The 17,903-nt window shown below is 58.6% G+C and carries 15 protein-coding genes, 1 tRNA gene and 1 pseudogene; 12 read left to right on the top strand and 5 right to left on the bottom strand.

What is annotated here, in order from left to right; translation table 11 throughout:
* Nucleotides 1–2,223 precede the first annotated feature (2,223 nt).
* The 8 genes and pseudogenes from CKA38_RS01340 (at nt 2,224) to CKA38_RS01315 (ending at nt 9,415) form a co-directional block, all read left to right on the top strand.
* A complete protein-coding gene (locus tag CKA38_RS01340; RefSeq protein ID WP_108823895.1) occupies nt 2,224–4,968 on the top strand; it encodes an RHS repeat domain-containing protein in 2,745 nt (914 codons plus the stop codon).
* Nucleotides 4,965–5,195 (top strand): hypothetical protein, encoded by a 231-nt coding sequence (locus tag CKA38_RS15180; protein WP_152032604.1) that lies wholly within the window; start codon nt 4,965–4,967, stop codon nt 5,193–5,195. Before CKA38_RS01340 ends, CKA38_RS15180 begins: the two co-directional genes overlap by 4 nt.
* Nucleotides 5,196–5,320: 125 nt before the next feature.
* Entirely contained in the window at nt 5,321–5,491 is a 171-nt protein-coding gene (locus CKA38_RS16125; RefSeq protein WP_236919089.1) for a hypothetical protein, read from the top strand.
* 156 nt (nt 5,492–5,647) lie between these two features.
* Nucleotides 5,648–5,791: pseudogene (locus CKA38_RS01335) on the top strand (IS256 family transposase); the annotation flags it as partial.
* Between the two features lie 282 nt (nt 5,792–6,073).
* Nucleotides 6,074–6,271, top strand: coding sequence for a 30S ribosomal protein S21 (gene rpsU / locus CKA38_RS01330; protein WP_108823894.1), 198 nt, complete (start codon nt 6,074–6,076; stop codon nt 6,269–6,271).
* A gap of 256 nt (nt 6,272–6,527) precedes the next feature.
* A complete protein-coding gene (locus CKA38_RS01325) occupies nt 6,528–7,502 on the top strand; it encodes a sugar phosphate isomerase/epimerase family protein (RefSeq protein WP_236919087.1) in 975 nt (324 codons plus the stop codon).
* 55 nt (nt 7,503–7,557) lie between these two features.
* Nucleotides 7,558–8,457, top strand: coding sequence for a TlpA disulfide reductase family protein (locus CKA38_RS01320; RefSeq protein ID WP_108823893.1), 900 nt, complete (start codon nt 7,558–7,560; stop codon nt 8,455–8,457).
* Between the two features lie 112 nt (nt 8,458–8,569).
* Nucleotides 8,570–9,415, top strand: coding sequence for a TlpA family protein disulfide reductase (locus CKA38_RS01315; protein WP_161554652.1), 846 nt, complete (start codon nt 8,570–8,572; stop codon nt 9,413–9,415).
* A 67-nt stretch (nt 9,416–9,482) separates the two neighbouring features.
* Here the strand turns inward: CKA38_RS01315 and CKA38_RS01310 are convergent.
* Nucleotides 9,483–9,566: transfer RNA gene (locus CKA38_RS01310), tRNA-Leu, on the bottom strand.
* A 324-nt stretch (nt 9,567–9,890) separates the two neighbouring features.
* Between CKA38_RS01310 and CKA38_RS01305 the strand changes: the two genes are divergently transcribed.
* The gene (locus CKA38_RS01305) at nt 9,891–11,171 is read left to right on the top strand and encodes an aminotransferase-like domain-containing protein (RefSeq protein WP_161554651.1); all 1,281 of its coding nucleotides are present in this window, start codon (nt 9,891–9,893) and stop codon (nt 11,169–11,171) included.
* A gap of 69 nt (nt 11,172–11,240) precedes the next feature.
* Here the strand turns inward: CKA38_RS01305 and tsf are convergent, their stop codons facing one another.
* The 4 genes from tsf to tig all read right to left on the bottom strand — a co-directional run bounded on the left by tsf (nt 11,241) and on the right by tig (nt 15,098).
* On the bottom strand, nt 11,241–11,834 hold the full coding sequence (tsf, locus tag CKA38_RS01300) for a translation elongation factor Ts (RefSeq protein ID WP_108823890.1): 594 nt from the start codon (nt 11,832–11,834) through the stop codon (nt 11,241–11,243).
* A 54-nt stretch (nt 11,835–11,888) separates the two neighbouring features.
* Complete coding sequence (gene rpsB, locus CKA38_RS01295; RefSeq protein ID WP_108823889.1) at nt 11,889–12,785, bottom strand: 30S ribosomal protein S2; 897 nt, start codon at nt 12,783–12,785, stop codon at nt 11,889–11,891.
* 259 nt (nt 12,786–13,044) lie between these two features.
* Entirely contained in the window at nt 13,045–13,656 is a 612-nt protein-coding gene (locus tag CKA38_RS01290) for an ATP-dependent Clp protease proteolytic subunit (RefSeq protein WP_108823888.1), read from the bottom strand.
* A 119-nt stretch (nt 13,657–13,775) separates the two neighbouring features.
* A complete protein-coding gene (gene tig / locus CKA38_RS01285; RefSeq protein ID WP_108826338.1) occupies nt 13,776–15,098 on the bottom strand; it encodes a trigger factor in 1,323 nt (440 codons plus the stop codon).
* Between the two features lie 161 nt (nt 15,099–15,259).
* On the opposite strand from tig, the gene CKA38_RS01280 reads away from it, so the two are divergent.
* The 3 genes from CKA38_RS01280 (at nt 15,260) to CKA38_RS01270 (ending at nt 17,783) form a co-directional block, all read left to right on the top strand.
* Complete coding sequence (locus CKA38_RS01280; RefSeq protein ID WP_108823887.1) at nt 15,260–15,679, top strand: secondary thiamine-phosphate synthase enzyme YjbQ; 420 nt, start codon at nt 15,260–15,262, stop codon at nt 15,677–15,679.
* Nucleotides 15,680–15,852: 173 nt separating this feature from the next.
* On the top strand, nt 15,853–16,530 hold the full coding sequence (locus CKA38_RS01275; RefSeq protein WP_108826337.1) for a 16S rRNA (guanine(527)-N(7))-methyltransferase RsmG: 678 nt from the start codon (nt 15,853–15,855) through the stop codon (nt 16,528–16,530).
* A gap of 176 nt (nt 16,531–16,706) precedes the next feature.
* A complete protein-coding gene (locus tag CKA38_RS01270; protein WP_108823886.1) occupies nt 16,707–17,783 on the top strand; it encodes an ABC transporter substrate-binding protein in 1,077 nt (358 codons plus the stop codon).
* Nucleotides 17,784–17,903: the final 120 nt, after the last annotated feature.

Genomic DNA, 17,903 nt, shown 5'->3' with positions numbered 1-17,903 from the left:
GCCCGCCACCGTGAGCCTCGACATCTATCCGCCCGATGCCGACAGCACCACCCGCCGCCTCGTCATCACGTCGCCGGCGGACAACGCCACCTTGCTCACACGCACCGAAATCAAGGGCAGCGCGCTCGATCCCGATTTCGACCGCTACGAACTGCAATACCGTCCCGTGGCCGCCGCGGGCTCCGCCCCCGCGTCGTGGACAACCTTTGCCAGGGATATTCGTCGTGTCGGTGTCGGCGGCACTCCCGGCACGCTCGGCCACCTTGAACCCGGCATGATGCGCAACGGCGTCTATGAATTGCGCATCCTCCTGCACACCGCCAGCGGTTCGCCGGCCACTCGCGAAAGCGCCAGTGTGAAAATCGTCATTGAGGGCCAGCGCAAAATCGGCCCCTTCACAATCAGCTTCAAGGATTACAGCGGCAGCGCGTCCGGCGTGCCGATCGAGGTCGTCCGCACCTACGACAGTCGCGATCGCGACATCGACGGCGATTTCGGCCACGGCTGGAATCTCGCGGTCAATACCATCACGCTTCGCAAAAACCGGAGCATCGCCACGGGCTGGGAGCAGGTCAGGGCCGGGCTTTATGTCCCGACCTACTCGCTGCAAAAACAACCCGGCGCGCGCCACCTCATCGCGCTCCAGTTCCCCGACGGAAGCACCTCGACCTTTGAGGTGAACGCCGCGTGCAGCTACAACTACCCGCTCTACAACAACCCCTCGAGGACGACGCCGGTGTTTCAGCCCGCCGGAAACCGCTCCAAGGGCACACTCGCCATTGCCGCGGCCCCGACGAGCTTTTACGTCTCGGCAACCCCCGACCAGGAGGACAACGGCCCCGTCACCCTTTCCACGCAGAGCTACGCGTATTACAACGCCTATCAGTTCAACCCGACCCGCTTCACCTACACCGATGTCGCCGGAAACAAATACACCATCGACGAAAAGCTCGGCCTCATCGACCAGACCACGCCGCAAGGCCAGAAAATCACATTCAATCGCGATGCGCAGGGCCGCGTCACCGGCTACACGCACAGCAACGGCACTTCGCTGACCATCCACCGCGACCCGGTCACTCACCGCATCACCGGCATCACCACGCCCGAGGGCGACACCATCGCCTACACCTGCGATGCGAACGGCGACCTCGCCGGCCATACCGACCGCGCCGGGGCCACAACGAGCTTCACCTACTACACCGATTCGCCCGACCCCCGCGACGCGCACCTCGCCCACTTCCTCAAGGAAATCATCGACCCCAACAACACCCCCGCCATCCGCAACGAATACGACGAGCAAGGCCGCCTCATCAGGCAGACCGACGCCCTAGGCAATCCCGTCGAATACACCCACAACACCGAGGCCGCCACCGAAATCGTCACCGACCGCCTCGGCTACACCACCGCCCACGCCTACGACGACGAGGGCAACATCACCCGAACCGTGCAGGCCGACGGCTCTGAAATCAATTACGCCTTTGGCGACCCCTTCAACCCGAACGCCGTCACCCAAAAAACCGACGCGCTCGGCCGCGTCACCACCTACGAATATGACTCCGCTGGACGCGTGAAAAAGGAAATCAACGACCTCGGCGAATTCACCGAGACCGTTTACAACGCCCAGGGCAATCCCACGCAGTCAAAAGACGCCCGCGGCAACATCACCAAAACCGATTACCTTGGCAACGGCCTCCCGTCCAAGCTCACCGACGCCGAAGGCAACGCCACCACCTTCAACAGCTACGACGCGCGCGGCAACCTCACGCAGTTCACTGATGCCGCGGGACGCGCCACGCAGGTTACCTACACCGCCGCCGACAAAATCCTCACGCAAACCAGTCCCGACGGCATCCTCACCACCTTTGAATACGACGCCCACGGCCACGTTTCCAAGCAAACCCGCGTCAAAAACGGCCTCACCGAAATCACCGGGTATATCAACGACCCCGAGGGCCGCGTCCTCCAAACCACGCATCCTGACGGCACGATCACGACCACCCAATACAATCCCAACGGCAAGCCCGTCCTCGTCACCGACGCCGCCGGTCGCGCCACCGCCACCGAATACGACGCCGCGGGAAATGTCATAAAGTCACCACCACGCCCGCGACCACGGCCAACGGCGAGCAACCCGTTGTCACCGAAACCATCCACGACGCCGAAAGCCGTGCCACCCACCAAAAAGACGCCGCCGGCATCTGGACGCGCACCTACTACGACCCGATGGGACGCGCCATCGCCACCTATCACCTCGGCACCGGCCTCACACGCGCCCAAGCCGCCGCCACCGCCGTCGGCCACGGCGAACCGGTCAGTTTCACCCGCTACGACGCCGCGGGCCAGGTCACCGACACCTACGACGCGCTCGGCAACCGCACCCATTACACCTACGACGGCGCCGGACGCCGCGAGACCGTCACGCCTCCGGGCCTCACGCCCGCGGTCATCGCGCTCAACGCCAAGGGCGATGCCCTCGACATCACCACCGACGGCGCGCTCGACACCGCCCGCGTCTCCACCAACACCTACGACGCCAACGGCAACCTCCTCGTCTTCACCGACGCCAACGGCCACGCCACGACCCACACCTACGACAAAAACAACCGCCGCACCCGCACCACCCATCACGACGGCACGTTCACCGAAACCGAATACGACGAGCTTGGCCGCCGCAAAAAAGTGACCGACGCCGAGGGCAAGACCACATCCTATGCCTACACCCTCGGAGGCCAGCTTGCCACCGTCACCGATCACGACGGCAACATCACCACCTACACCTACGACGCCCTTGGCCGCCAAACCGGCCAGACCGACGCCGAAAACCGCACCACCACCTACACCTACAACGCCGCCGGGCAGCGCGAAACCCGCCGCCTCCCGCTCGGGCAAACCGAAACGCTCGCCTACAATCCCGATGGCTCGCTTGCCTCCCGCACCGATTTTAACGGCGAAACCACCACCCACACCTACGACGGCCACGGAAATCCGATCACCGTCATGCCCTCCGCCGCCGCGCGCGCTCGCGGCGCGCTCAGCACGCACAAAACCTACGACGCCGCCGGACGCCTCACCCGAGTTGAGCAGCGCGACGCCTCCGACACGGTGGTCTGGGCCGAAAACCATCTCTACGACGACCGTGGCCGGCTCCGCAAAAAGGAAACCACCGCCGGCATCATCGAATATACCCGCGACTCTCGCGGCAACATTGAGCGAGTGTCCACGAACCACGGCACCGGCACGGATTATTATTACGACACCGACAACCGCCTCGCCGCCGCCGATGATCAGGACGGCAGCACAACAATCTACGGTTACAACGCCGTCGGCAGCCTCGCCACCGTCACGCTGCCCAATGGCGTCACCACCAGCTATACCTACAATGCGCTCAACCGCCTCGCCAACATCACAACAACCGGCTCCGGCGGCGCGGTGGCGGCATTTGACTACACCCTGCGCCCCAGCGGGCACCGCAGCCAGTTGATTGAAACCATCGGCGGCGTCACCCGCACCACCGATTGGGCATACGACAACCTCAACCGCCTCACTGCGGAAACGGTCAACGGCACCGACACGGTCAACTACACCTACGACAAAGTCGGCAACCGCCAAAACCGCGCCACCAGCGGCATCGCCAACCTCCCCTCGGTCGGGCTTTATTCATACGATCTCAACGACCGCCTGCTCAGCGCTGACGCCCACAATTACACCTACGACAACAACGGCAACACCCTGACCGGCCATGCCAACACCGCCGGCATCAACCACCTCACGGGCCTGCCATTGGCGGCGCAAACCGTCACCGACATCTACGACCACAACAACCGCCTCATCAAGCGAGTTGGCGGCGGAAACACCATCACGATCATCTACGACGCCGATGGCAACCGTGTCGGCAAGACGGTCAACGGCACGACCACCTATTACCTCGTCGACACCCAAAGCCTCACCGGCTACGCCCAAGTTATAGAAGAGGTGCGGGGCGGCATTGTCCAAAAACGCTACACCTACGGCCTCGACCGCATCAGCCAGCAACACCGCCAAGGCGATGGCACCTACCAAACTCGCTATTATGGCTACGACGGCCTCGGCTCCGTCCGTTACCTGACAGACGACGCGGGCAGTATCACCGACCGCTACACCTACGACGGTTACGGCACGCTGATTAACAAATGGAGCTCCGGCACAGCGGCAGACAATGTTTACCTCTACGCTGGCGAACAGTATGATTCTGATCTTGGGTTATACTATAATCGTGCACGGTATCTAAATACGGACGCAGGCCGCTTCTGGACGAAGGACAACTTTGAAGGAGCCTGCACAGAGCCACGCTCATTACACAAATATCTATATGCTCATGGATGTCCAACTAGCGGGATTGATCCAAGTGGTAATTTTTTCATTTTTGATGTTTTAGGAAATATCACACAATGGTTTAGAAATAATGCGCAAAATTCTATAAATGTCGGACGTGTTGTTACGCAAGTGAAGCGCTTTTTCTGGGACACGCGAACATTTCAAGCTATCAGTAAAGCTTATTGGAAGACAAATGGGCCAGCGATGGGGAAAAGTTTACACCATTGGCTAATACCCCAACGGTGGACTTTCGTCCCGCAAGGGTTAAGGAATGCAGGATTTAATCTTCTTGAGCTGCCAAAACTACTCTCTGGATCTTTAGGACTAAATCAATGGATGGGGTTTGCGGTTAAATGGGGTGGCTATCGGATGGTTGTAGCCTACACTATTGAAACTGGGATCAAAATATTATTGCCATTATCAATGGGAACAGCTGTGGGCACAGGAGCCTATGTAGGTTATCAAATTGGCAATGACTATATCGAAGTCGAAGATATTGACCTTACACCAGAAGATTGGAGTAATGATCAGGGCTTCGAAGAACTGAAGTATTTAGGCCTGGAAGAAGGAGATATAATTTCAGTCGTGCCTGGCCCATTTAACATGTATCCATGAAAATGAAGAAGTGCTCCGATGCTAAAGCGGTGCGGCGTCAACAACGCCGTCGTGCCGCTAGAATGATTCATTTAGTTCTTGGTTTTTTATCTCTTTTAGCATCTTGTTCTATTTTTTATTTTTTTAACAATTTATATTCAAAATTTGTTGCTGTTGTCTTTTTACTTGGAGGTGTTATTGAAATTGTTGATAGTTTTGTTGATCCCTTTTCGAAAAATAAGGATTAAGTGTTACGGATTTAATCGCTTCGGAAGCAACTGAAAGGGTCAGGTTGCGGATGCCCCGAATTGACGGACAGGGGTGAAGGGACCAAAAGCCAAAGAGCCCGATGAAAACGCAGTCAAGCAAACCCGTGAGCGAAAAACGCAAGTTTACCAAGGAATACAAACAGGAGGCGCTGGAGCATTGGAAAAGCAGTGGTCGCGGCGCGGCCACGGTTGCGGCCGAGTTGGGAATCAGGGCGCCGTTATTATGCTGCAAACAGGCACTGAGAACTGACCCGGTAGCAGGCACGAGGAATTGACCCACCTTGGGATGCGCGGTGACCGCAAGGCCGACCGTGGTTTCCCAGCGAGATGTTTTACGGTGTGTTACGACACGTTTGACGAGGGGGCCTTTCGATAACGTCCGGAAACTTGCGCACATTTTTTAAAGCTATAGCAGCGGGGGACTACTCCCGATGAACCAAAAAACTGAAAACCCAGATGAAGGCGGCAACGAGGCCGTCGGCAAAGCGCTGTCTGGCGGAGTGATCCGCGTGGACGAAAGCATGATCAAAGGCCACCTGGACAAGGTGGTGCTAAGCACGGTGGAGCAAACGCTCTGCAAACAGGCACTGAGAACTGACCCGGTAGCAGACACGAGGAATTGACCCACCTTGGGATGCGCGGTGGCCGTAATGCCGACCGTGGTTTCCCGGCGAGATGTTTTGCGGTGTATTACGACACGTTTGACGAGGGGTTCCTTTCCTCACATGCTCGCATTTTCAAACACCACCGCATGGCGCTTATGGGATGATGAGAATGTTAGGAAATTTCGTTTGACGCGGGGGCGGATATCCTGCGTAGTTCACATCTTTTTCCGACCAATCCGTTAAGAAACACACATGTCCATCGAAATCAAAATCCGCAAAAACGAGCCCGTTGATCGTGCGCTCCGCCGCATGAAGAAGAAGCTCGAGCGCGAAAACATCATCCGTGGTGTTCGCGCAAAGCGTTACTACGAAAAACCTTGTGACAAGCGCCGCCGCAAGGAGAAGGTCATGGCCTTCACCGCCATGCTCCGCCGCCGTTACGCGGACTGAGCGTAGACACGCTGTTTTCACTTTCGAACCGCCTGATGACTTCGATGTCGCAGGCGGTTTTTGTGTTTGCGGGGAAGGGGAGGGGCAGGCTTGTTATGCCCATGGCCGTGTTTTTTTGCATTTCCATGGGTAGGGCAAAGCCTCCGGCTGAGCCGAAAGCGCCAAATCGCCTGAAAGATGAACGGCTCAGCCGGAGGCTTCGCCCTACCGTTATCCTGAGAATTTCAAACAAATGACGCTGTCACATTGACCTCAAATGAGCCCCGCCGAATCCAGTTTTCCGACGCTCGCGCTTTCCACGTGCTGGTGTTCGCACCGGCACACGGATGGTTACGCGATGTTGCGCGAGATTGCGGATATGGGGTTTTCCCATGCGGAGTTGAGCCACGGGGTTCAGGTCACGCTGGTGCCGGGGATTTTGCGCGCGCTTGAGGAGGGCGTGATCAAGGTCGGCTCGACGCACAATTTTTGTCCGCTTCCGACGGGGTTCAGCCGCCCCGCGCCTAACGCCTACGAGCCGTCGGTCGGCGATCCGACGCATCACGATCAATGGGTGCGGCAGACACGGCGCTCGCTGGATTTCGCGGCGCAGGTTGGCGCGCGGGTGCTGGTGACACATTTGGGCAGCGTGCGTTTTTGGTGGAGGAATCCCGTGAAAAAACTGCTCGCCCGCGCCGATGAATATTACAGCGCAAATGACGCGCCGGCGCGTTTTGCGGGCGAGGCGGACTTTGCGGCGTTGTGCGAAAAAGTTCTCCGAAAAGTTCGCGAGCGCATGCCCCCCTACTGGAATCAGGTGCGCGCGAGCATCGGGGAAATCCGCGAATACGCGGTCGAGCGCGGCGTGACGCTTGGGTTTGAAAACCGCGAGCGTCCCGACGAGCTGCCGCTCGACGATCAGTTCGGGGAATTGCTCGACGGCCTTGCGCGGCCCAATACCGCCGCCTACTGGCACGACACGGGGCATGCGCGACTGAAGGAGCAACTGGGCATCCTTTCGCACCGCGAGCACTTGGAGAAAAACGCCGGGCGGCTTGCCGGATTCCATTTGCACGACACGACCGCCGACGGCCGCGATCACCAGCCCATCGGCGCGGGGGAAATCGATTTTGAAATGGTCAGCCGTTTTTGGAAACCGCATCACATGCTGGTGCTTGAGCTCAGCCCGCGCGTGTCCGTGGAAAACGTGATTAACTCGAAAAACAAAATCGAGGCGCTCATGCGTGGCTGACACGGGCGCTGATTTCTGCCACACAATTCGCGAAGACCAACCATCAAAATCACCCATGAAACAAAATCTGCCATACGCATATCTCCTTTTCGCCATCATCGCGCCGCTTGCGGTCATATTTGCCGGGCGCGAGCTCTGCGGCAGCTGCGCGGCGGATCAGGCGGCATGGCTCGCGGCCGTGCAAACCGCATCCGGGAAAACCGGCGTCGCGGCAAAATTGGAGGCGGTTGAAAAACGCATCAGCGCGAAACTGGCCGCGGTCGATGAGGCCACGGAAAAATTGCTCAAGGAGGAGATCGCCGCGCTCGACGAAATCGTCGCCACCCACAAGGCCGAGCAGAGCGACGACGTGGCGCGGGTGCTTGTCACGAAAGGATCGCTTTACCAGCGCTTCCTCGACAATCCCGACAAGGCGATTGAAATTTACCGCCGGATAAAAACCGAGTTTCCCTCTACCACGCAGGCGGGCAGGGTCGGGGAATACATTGCCAAGGCCGAGGCGCGCAAAGTGCGCATGGCGATCCGCGACTCCCTCAAGCCCGGCGTGCAGTTCCCCGCGTTTGCGTTGACGGACATCGACGGCAAACCGCTTTCACTGGAGCAGTATCGCGGCAAGATCGTGCTCGTGGACTTTTGGGCCACATGGTGCCCGCCGTGCCGCGAAGAAATGCCCGGCGTGATTGCCGCGCATCAAAAATACCGCGCCGACGGCTTCGAGGTGATCGGCATCAGTCTCGACAAGGACATCGCGACATTGCGCGCCTTCATCGCGAAAAACAACATGCCCTGGAGGCAGGCCTGCGATGGGAAATCGTGGGACGGCGGGATGGTCGAGAAATACGGCGTGCTTTCGATTCCCTCTACATTTTTGCTTGATCGCGAAGGCCGCATCATCGCGAAAAATCTTCACGGCGACGAACTCGACAAACAAGTTCGCAAGGCGCTCAGCAAGTGAGCGATCCCGCCGGTATGCGCAACGCGCGCGCCGCTGGAATTTCGCATGCGTTTTACGGAAGGCCGGTTGAACAAACCCGCCGCCAATGACTCTAACACAACTTATACAATTCATGAAAACGAAGCACTGGATGATTTTGATTGCAGCGACAATTGCGGCGGGCGTGTGCGCGCCGGCCATTAACGCCCAGACTGGAACGGGCGACGTGCGGACGGCAGTGGGCAAGGTGGTGACCTCGCTTCGCCAAAAGCTGCAAAACTTTTCCGGACAGCCAACGGAGGCCGCGTTTGCGGGCGAACTCGCCGAGTTCGATAAAATCATCGCCGCCAACCCGAAGGCGCCCGCGGATGAGCTCGCCGAAGTGCTCGTCATGAAGTCCGGTTTTTACGCCGAGGTGCTCACCGATTTCGACAAGGCCGAGGCGCTCGTGAAACGCATCAAGACGGATTATCCAACCTCTCAGGCCGCCGCGCATGTCGACGACATGCTCAAGCAACTCAAGCAGCTTCGCGAGATACAGGCGACAAGGGCCGCGCTGCAACCCGGCAAGGTGTTTCCCGATTTTTCCGTGACCGACATCGCTGGAAAACCGCTCACTGTTTCGCAATTCAAGGGCAAGGTGGTGCTCATCGATTTTTGGGCGACATGGTGCCCGCCGTGTGTCGCGGAAATTCCGAACGTCCTCGCCGCGTATCAAAAATATCACGACAAGGGATTTGAGATAATTGGCATCAGCCTCGACCGCGACAAGGACGCGCTCCTGAAATACATTGAGCAGCAAAAAATGCCGTGGCCGCAATACTTTGAAGGCGACAATCCTCAAAACACGCTTTCCGAAAAATACGGGGTCGAAACGATTCCCACCACATACCTGCTGGACGCGGAGGGCAAGATCGTCGCCACCGACCTGCGCGGTAACGACCTCGAACAGCAACTCGAAAAATTGCTGGCGAAATAATTCAAATCAAACGGCGGTGATGCGACCGCCTGATCGCTTTCCCGGTCATTGCGACGCGCGAGAAAAATGGTGCCCGGGACAGGACTTGAACCTGCACGCCATTCGGCAAGGGCTTCTAAGACCCTCGTGTCTGCCATTCCACCACCCGGGCATGAGCGGTTTGCTGCCAGCAAGAAGTGCAAATTAAGACGAATGTCCGGCGCGGCTTGCAAGCGCTGTTTGCGCCATTCCGTGACACCATTATCCGAATAAGACCATTTTTCAGGCGCGGCGTTAATGGGGTGGGGTGGTTGGTGGATTGTTGCCACCGCTTGAAACGTCGAACCCGGCGCGTTTCCTCCTCGTAATTCTTGTCGAGCCCGGCGAGCACGCCCCGGCTGTTAAAAAAACAAACCTTGGCACGGCACTCGTGTTTTAAAAAACAAGCGTCGCCAAAGCGGGCGCGGGGTATTTTTCTTTGATGACGTTTTCTTTCATGTCCGCATCACACAACACGCACAACCACACCACTATGTTTTCCCGGCTCGGCGAGCGCGCCGCTCCGCCGACAATCGCCCGCCTCATGGCGATGGCGCTGGAAACGCCGGGGCTGTTGTCGCTTGCGGCGGGGTTCACGGACAATGCCACGCTGCCGGTGGATTTTGTCGGCGAGGCATGGAGGGCGTTGTGCGCGGACGCGGTGGCGAGCAACAATGAGTTTCTCCAATACGGCACAAACCAGGGGCGCGTAACCTTGCGCCGGTTGATTGCGGAACGGATTTCGCGCGCGGACCGTCTTGGGAGCGACGGGAGCCTGTCCGAGCGGGATGTGTTCATTACAAACGGCTCACAGCAGGCGTTGTATCTGGCGATGCAGGTGCTGTGTGATCCGGGCGATGTCGTGCTGGTGGATCGTCCGAGCTATTTTGTTTTTTTGGAAATGCTGCGCGGCCTGGGCATTGAGGCTCGCTCGCTGCCCATCGACGCGGGAAACCGCATCGACACCGTTGCGCTTGGCAAGCTGCTCGATGATTTGCGCGAGGAGGGGCGCCGTGTGCGCGCGGTTTATTTTGTGAGTTATTTCTGCAACCCGTCGGCGCGCTGTCTCGACGAGGCGGAAAAGAACGGCATCGCCGAAACTCTCGCGGCGCGAGGCATGTTCATCCCGGTGATCGAGGACGCCGCGTATCGCGAATTGTATTTTGAAAATGAATACAGCGCGCGCAGCGTGCTCGCCCTTCCGGCCTGGAAGCCGTTCCCGAAACTTTACACCGCCACGCTCACAAAACCCTTCGCGACGGGTTTGAAGGTCGGTTACGGCGCATGCACCGACGAGGCGTGGCGCGGCAGGATGCTCCATGTGAAAGGCCATCACGATTTCGGCTCCGCGAATTTCGGACAGGCGATCATGGAGCATGCCCTGGCGGGCAAGAATTACGAACGCCAGCTCGCGCGCCTGAGGCCGGCATACCAGGCGAAAATGCTCGCGTTGCACGGCGCGCTTATCGCGGCCGGTTTGCGCGAATGCGGCTGGAAATGGGTCGAGCCGACCGGCGGGCTATACATCTGGCTGGAGGCGCCGCACGGACTCGACACGGGCATGGACTCGGCGTTTTGCCACGCGTGCATCGAGGCGGGCGTGCTTTATGTGCCGGGTGATTTGTGCTTCGGTGATTCGCCGGAAAAGAATTTCATCCGCTTGAGCTTTGGCGTGCTTGGCCTCGCGGATTTGGAGGAGGCCGCGCGCCGCTTCGCATCAGTGGCGAAACAGTTTTGACTTAAAAAAACGCCCCGCGTTTTGGGCGGAGCGTTTGTGGTGTTTGAAGGATTTTTCGCGTTGGCCGGATTAGGCGCCGAGCTGGTAGCGGGTGAAGCGGCGGATGCTCATGTTCTCGCCGATGGTCGCGATTTTCTCGGTGAGGATTTCCTTGATGGTCTTGTCCGGGTTCTTCACGAAGGGCTGGTCGAGAAGGCAGATGGTCGAGTAGTATTTCTCGAGCTTGCCCTCGACGATCTTCTGGATTGCCGCGGGGGGCTTGCCTTGCACTTGGGCGACGGCGATTTCGCGCTCGGCGGCGATGGCGGCCTCGGGCACTTCGTCACGGGTGACGTAGAGCGGGCTGGACGCGGCGACTTGGAGGCAGAGGTCGTTGCAGAAGGCCTTGAAGTCTTCGTTGCGGGCAACGAAATCGGTCTCGCAGTTCACTTCGATGAGAACGCCGACTTTGTTGTTGCTGTGAATGTAGCTCCAGATGAGGCCTTCCTTGGTGGCGCGGCCGGCTTTTTTGTCGGCGGTGGCGGCTCCCTTTTTACGGAGGAGGGTGATGGCTTCCTCAATGTTGCCGCCGGTTTCGGCGAGCGCTTTCTGGCAGTCGAGGAGACCGGCGCCGGTCTTTTCGCGGAGTTCCTTAACGGTTTGTGCGGAAACGGGTGTGCTCATTTTTATGTGTAAGTTTTTATTTTGAGTTTTTGTGTTTGGTTGCGCGCGCGCGAATTATTCGTCGGTCTTGGGAGCGGCGATTTTCTTGCGGGCGGCGGGTTTCTTTTTGGCGGCGGGCGCCTCTGCGGTTTCCCCGGCTTCGGTGCTTTCGGGGGCGTCGGCAGCGGGGGCTTCGGCCTCGGTGGTCTCGGCGGTGGCGCCGGAGGCCTCGGCAACAGCCGCGGTGGCGGCGCGGAGATCGGCCTGGCCGCGCGCGGTGCGGCGGCTTTCGCGCTGGGCGAGTCCGCTTTGGACCGCCTCGACGATGGTGTCGACGATGATGCGGATGGATTTCACCGCGTCGTCATTACCCGGGACGGGGAGGGGAAGGGTGGTGGGGTCGGAGTTGGTGTCAACGAGTCCGACGCAGGGGATGTTGCAGCGGGCGGCCTCGGCGACGGCGATTTTCTCGTGGTTGCCGTCGACGACGAACATGATCGAGGGGAGGTCGAGCATGTCGACGATGCCGGAGAAGTTGCGCTGCATGCGCGCCATTTCGCGCTTGATGGAGGCGCTTTCCTTGCCGCCGAGCTTGGCGAGCTCGCCGCTGGTTTCCATCTGCTGGAATTTTTTGTATTTGGCGATGGATTTCTTGACGGTGGCGAAATTGGTGAGGGTGCCGCCGAGCCAGCGATCAACGCAGTAGGGCATGTTGGTGGAGGCCGCGGCTTCCTTGATAATTTCCTGCGCCTGGCGCTTGGTGCCGACGAAGAGGATGGTGCCTCCGTTGGCGATGGTGTCCTCGACGGTGGTGTAGGCTTTTTGAAGCAGTTCGTGCGTTTTGCCGAGGTCGATGATGGTGATGCCCTGGCGGTGGTCGTAGACGTAGGGCTTGGAGCGCGGGTTCCAGCGCTTGGTTTGGTGTCCGAAGTGGACGCCTGCATCGAGGAGGTCTTTTGGTGTGACGTTCATGTGATCTATGTATCTTTGGCGACTACACAGGCCGGCCGACGGGCCGCCTTGCGATCGTTTTGGATGTTTTGGTTATTGTTGTGTTGTTGGTTTTTCCAAACCGCGTTGTGCGGAGGAAAGCTGATAAAAACATAGGGCCGCGGTGCGTGTGGCAAGAAAATGTTTAGGTCAGTTTCGGGATGGAAAACTGATCCCTGACCAGTGAGGCCAGCCTAAACCGTGAACCCTGAACACACGCGCCTTGAAACCACGCGGCGGTTTAAGCCGTGGCGATGGTTTGCACCTGGCGGGTGGATTCTACGACTTGGTCGACGAGGCCGTAGGCCTTGGCCTCGTGGGCGGTCATGTAATAATCGCGGTCGGAGTCTTTTTCGACTTGGGCGGCGGTTTTTCCCGTGTGGCGGGCGATGACCTCGTTGAGTGTGGCGCGCCAGCGGATGATTTCACGCGCGGCGATGGCGATGTCGGCCGCCTGGCCGCCCGCGCCTCCGGAGGGCTGGTGAATCATGACGCGGCTGTTGGGGAGCGCGAATCGCTTGCCCTTGGTGCCGGCGGCGAGCAGCACGGTGGCCATGCTCGCGGCCATGCCGATGCAGTAGGTGACGACGTCGCACTGGAGAAAGTTGATCGTGTCGTAGATTGCCATGCCGCCCGTGACAACGCCGCCGGGGGAGTTGATGTAGAGGTGGATGTCTTTCTTGGGGTCTTCCATTTGAAGGAAGAGCAGCTGGGCGATGACGTTGTTTGAAACGACATCGTCGATGGGCGAACCGATAAAAACGATGCGGTCCTTGAGGAGGCGGCTGTAAATATCCCACTGGCGGACTTCGCGGCCTGTGTTTTCAACGACGTAGGGAAGATAGTAGCTCATTAAATTTTTTAGGTTTGGAGAGCAAGGCGAAGCCTCCGGGCGGGCCGTTCGATTTTTCGGCTCACCCGGAGGCTTCGCCCTGCCGGTTTTTGTTCTGGATTAAGATTGTGCCAGAGGCGTCAAGCCTTGGGCGTGACGAGGGAGATTTTGGCCTTGGAGACGACCAGATCAAGCGCCTTGTCGATGATGATTGCCTGCTGGACCGCGCGGAGGCGGCTCTGATCCTTGGTGAGTTCCTTGACGAGTTTGTCAGGGCTCTGGCGGGTCATCATGGCTTCGCGGTAGATGAAGGCGTCGATGTCTTTTTCATCGACCTTGACGTCCTCCTTCTCGGCGATCTTGGCGAGGATGAGGCGGGTCTTGGCGCGGATGAGCGCGGATTTCTGGGCGCTTTCGTAGAGCTCTTTTTTGTTTTTCTCGAGTTCCTCCTCGGGGACGCCGCGGCGCATGTTGTCCTCGACGATGTTGCGGAGAACGCCTTGCGTTTCGTCCTCAAGGAGCGAGGCGGGGACTTCAAACTCGGTTTTGCCGATCAGCGTGTCGGTGATCTGGCGGCGCTGGGACTGGCGGTTTTCGTATTCCTTGCGGCTTTTGAGCCCTTCGCGGACGCGGGTTTTGAGTGCGTCGAGATTTTCGACGTTTTGGGCCTTGAAAAACTCCTCGTCGAGGGCGGGAAGCTCGCGGGTGCGGATTTCCTGCACTTCGATGGCGTAGCTGACGGTCTTGCCGGCGAGGGCGGGGACGCCTTCGAATTGTTCCGGGTAGGTGGCTGACACGGTTTTCTTGTCGCCGGGTTTCACGTCGGCGAGGTGTTTGCCGAGGCCGGGGATCACTCCCTCGTGCTCGCCTTCGACTTCCTCCCACGTGGTGGGCGCCTTGGCGTAGATTTGTTTGTCGCCGACAATTTCAGTGAGCGGTTTGTCATCGAGCGTGCCTTCGTAGGAGAGCTTGATGTAGTCGCCTTTTTTGGCGGGACCCTGGCTGACCTCGAACTTGGCGCTTTCGGAGCGAAGGGCGTTGATGGCGGCGTCAATCTCCTCGTCGGTTGGGTCGGTGGGGGCGATGGCGGTGGGCAGCTCGTTGTATTCGGGCAGCTCGAACTCGGGGCGCACATCGACGGTGACGGTGATGGTGGCGTCGGCGTCGGGCTTGATGTCGCCGGTCTGGATGTCGGTGATGGTGAGGACGTCGAGCTTGGATTCCTTGAGTCCGTCGCGGTAGGCCTTGGAGGCGACGCGGTTCTTGAACTCCTCGTCGATTTGTTTGCCAAACTGGCGCTGGACCATGGCGGCGGGCGCCTTGCCGGGACGGAAGCCGGGGAGGCGGGCGTGCTTCATGTATTCGGCAAGCACGGCCTTGTGCTCTGCGGCGACTTCGTCCTTTGTGAGCGAAACAGCCATGCTTTTGCGTGTGGTGGAGACGTCTTTGATATCGATATTCACGTTGAGAAAATGGGAGGTGTTGGAAGCGTGTTTGCCGGAGTGTTTGAAATTTTGAAACCGGACACGGTGATGATGCGCGCGCGCGCGGTCAATGTTTGATTGCGGCATTGCTTTGGGTTGCGCCCTTTCACCGGAAGCGAATAGTTTCGCCGAATATTTTTATGCCGGTCCATCACGCCACGTTTACGATTCACACTCGCTCGCAGGGGCTTCACGAAATCACCGACCAACTTGAGCGCGAGGTTGCGCGCTCGGGGGTCACGAGCGGCGTCGCGACGGTGTTTTGCCGTCACACGAGCGCGAGTTTGGTGATCATGGAAAACGCGGATCCGTCGGCCCGCGCGGATTTGGAGGCGTGGTTGAACCGCCTCGTGCCGGAGCGCGACCCGCATTTCACGCACACGCTCGAGGGCCCCGACGACATGCCGAGTCACATAAAAACGGCGCTCACCCGCACGAGCGAAACCGTGCCGCTCAAGAATGGCCGGTTGCAGCTCGGCACATGGCAGGGCGTGTATTTGTGGGAGCATCGACGCGCGCCTCACACGCGTGAAATTTTGCTGACCGTGCTGGGCGAGTAATCGCCCCAAAACGCTTGAAACACGCGCTGCTTTTCTCGGGGAGTGTCATCCAATGGATGACATTATTTGGGGCGATTTTTTCGCATTGGCGGGGTGTTGAAAATTTCGGGGCGAAAAAATCCGGACTTGCCTCATTTTTCGCGCTGGCCGTGTGTTCCCTGTCACAAAAAATCATGCAACGACTCAAGCCGCTTTTTCCCGAAATCACCCCCGCGCAATGGACGCTCCTTGAGCGCATGGCGGCCCTGCATCGCGAGTGGAACGCAAAGATCAATCTCGTTTCGCGCAAGGACATCGACAACCTCGAGTGGCACCATTACGCGCCGTGCGTCGCCGCGGTGAAATTTCTGCGGCTCATGAATGGCGCGACCGTGCTTGATGTCGGCACCGGCGGCGGCTTTCCCGGATTGATCCTCGCGGCGCTTTATCCGCAGGCGCGGTTCACTCTGGCCGACTCGGTCGGCAAAAAAATCACCGTCGTCGCCGACATCGCGCAGCGACTCAACCTGCGCAACGTCGAGGCGAAGAACATCCGCGTCGAAACGCTCCGGCGCGAATACGATTTTGTCACGGGACGCGCGGTCACGTCGCTGCCCGCGTTCATCCAGCTCATTCGCGCGCATGTGCGCCCCGGTGAAAAGAGTTCGCCCGGCAACGGCGTGATTTATTGGAAGGGCGGAGATCTTGCCAGCGAGGAGACGGCGCTCGGAATCGCTCCGGCGCGTGTGCTTTCGCTCGCCGAGACGCTTTCCGACACCGGGGACTATTTTCACGAAAAATACATTGTGCACTACCGCCAGCGGGATTTGGCGCGGGCAAAACCGCCCGCCATGCCGGGCGAAGCGCGTTGAGGCCTTCGCCTCATTTGGCAATTATTTTACCATAAACATCGAAACCCGCTTGCGTTACGGAGTTTTTGCAGTTGCGTTTGAAACAACGCATCAATAATTTCCTTTTGTTCCATATTTTTTTAGCACCGAAAATTTTCCATAATTTTCACTCACAATAACCACACTCGGCCAAAATCATGAAAAGAATTAGTTGCATAGCCATATTCGGCGCGCTGATAGCCATTGCCGTCGGACTTGCGTCTTGCTCGCGCACTTCCCCCGAGCCGGACACGCAACTCAACTTGATTGTCTGGTCGGAATATATCCCGCAAAAGGTGCTCGATAATTTTTACAAGGAAACCGGCATCAGGGTGAATTGCGAGACCTGTGCCAGCGGCGAGGAAATGCTCATCAAAATGTGGGCCGACGACACCAAATACGACATCGCCCAGCCCACCGACTACATCGCCGAGATCATGGTGAAGAACAACATGCTCTTTCCGCTCGATTACACGAAGCTGCCCAACTTCACCTTCATACTGCCCGATTTTAAGCACCTGCCTTTCGACTCCGACCAGAAATACACGGTGCCCTTCATGATTGGCAGCGTGGGCATCGTGGTGAACACGGAAAAAATCAAGCATCCCCCGCGGGGTTATAGAAATGTGTTCCAGCCGAAATACCGCGACCGCATTGTCGTGGTTGATGACGCGCGCGAAATGGTTTCATGGGCAATGGAGTCACTCAGGATTCCCATCAACGACATTAATGAGGCGAATCTCGAAAAGACGCGGCCAGTCATCGCCGAGTGGATGAAATACATCAAGGTTTACGACTCCGACAGCCCGAAGGACGCGCTCCTGAACGGCGAGGCCGACATCGGAATCGTCTGGAGCGGGGAAGCCGCGCTCCTATGGCTTCAGGATAAAAAATTCCAATACTTCCGCCCCTCGGAAGGCGCGCACCTGTTTGTGGACACGCTCGCGGTTCCGCTCAAATCGCGCAACATCGAGGCCGCCCACATGTTTATTGATTACGTGATGCGCCCCGACGTCAGTCGCGATATTTCGAAGGCGTATCCCTACACCAATCCGAACGGCGCCGCGCGCAAGCTCCTCACTCAAAAACAACTCGATAACGCTGCCAGCTATCCCAACCTGATCGGCATGACGATGTTTCGCGACGTGCCCGGCAGCGTTGGAGTCATTGACAAACTCTACACCGACCTGAAGGCCGCCGCCGGACGCGAAAAGCGCAGGGCCGCGGGCAATTAATCGGGGCGGATGCGCGCGCCGGCCCGGCAAACCGCTCCGCAACTTTTTTGCCCCAAATCGCAAACCCGCCTTGCATTACGGGTCGATTGCCTTTGAAACGTGCGCTTCTTTTCTCACGTT

This window comes from Ereboglobus luteus (assembly GCF_003096195.1).
GTDB classification, from domain to species: Bacteria; Verrucomicrobiota; Verrucomicrobiia; order Opitutales; family Opitutaceae; genus Ereboglobus; species Ereboglobus luteus.
This window is presented reverse-complemented; position numbering and strand designations above follow the sequence as displayed.

Bases quoted from the DNA above. Each gene is read 5' to 3' on its own strand.
- CKA38_RS01280 (WP_108823887.1), top strand. From the start codon at position 15,260: ATGCCGGTCCATCACGCCACGTTTACGATTCACACTCGCTCGCAGGGG.
- CKA38_RS01315 (WP_161554652.1), top strand. From the start codon at position 8,570: ATGAAAACGAAGCACTGGATGATTTTGATTGCAGCGACAATTGCGGCG.
- rpsU (WP_108823894.1), top strand. From the start codon at position 6,074: ATGTCCATCGAAATCAAAATCCGCAAAAACGAGCCCGTTGATCGTGCG.
- CKA38_RS01275 (WP_108826337.1), top strand. From the start codon at position 15,853: ATGCAACGACTCAAGCCGCTTTTTCCCGAAATCACCCCCGCGCAATGG.
- CKA38_RS01270 (WP_108823886.1), top strand. From the start codon at position 16,707: ATGAAAAGAATTAGTTGCATAGCCATATTCGGCGCGCTGATAGCCATT.
- CKA38_RS01320 (WP_108823893.1), top strand. From the start codon at position 7,558: ATGAAACAAAATCTGCCATACGCATATCTCCTTTTCGCCATCATCGCG.
- CKA38_RS01290 (WP_108823888.1), bottom strand. From the start codon at position 13,656: ATGAGCTACTATCTTCCCTACGTCGTTGAAAACACAGGCCGCGAAGTC.
- CKA38_RS01340 (WP_108823895.1), top strand. From the start codon at position 2,224: ATGGGACGCGCCATCGCCACCTATCACCTCGGCACCGGCCTCACACGC.
- tsf (WP_108823890.1), bottom strand. From the start codon at position 11,834: ATGAGCACACCCGTTTCCGCACAAACCGTTAAGGAACTCCGCGAAAAG.
- rpsB (WP_108823889.1), bottom strand. From the start codon at position 12,785: ATGAACGTCACACCAAAAGACCTCCTCGATGCAGGCGTCCACTTCGGA.
- CKA38_RS01325 (WP_236919087.1), top strand. From the start codon at position 6,528: ATGAGCCCCGCCGAATCCAGTTTTCCGACGCTCGCGCTTTCCACGTGC.
- CKA38_RS15180 (WP_152032604.1), top strand. From the start codon at position 4,965: ATGAAAATGAAGAAGTGCTCCGATGCTAAAGCGGTGCGGCGTCAACAA.
- CKA38_RS01305 (WP_161554651.1), top strand. From the start codon at position 9,891: ATGTCCGCATCACACAACACGCACAACCACACCACTATGTTTTCCCGG.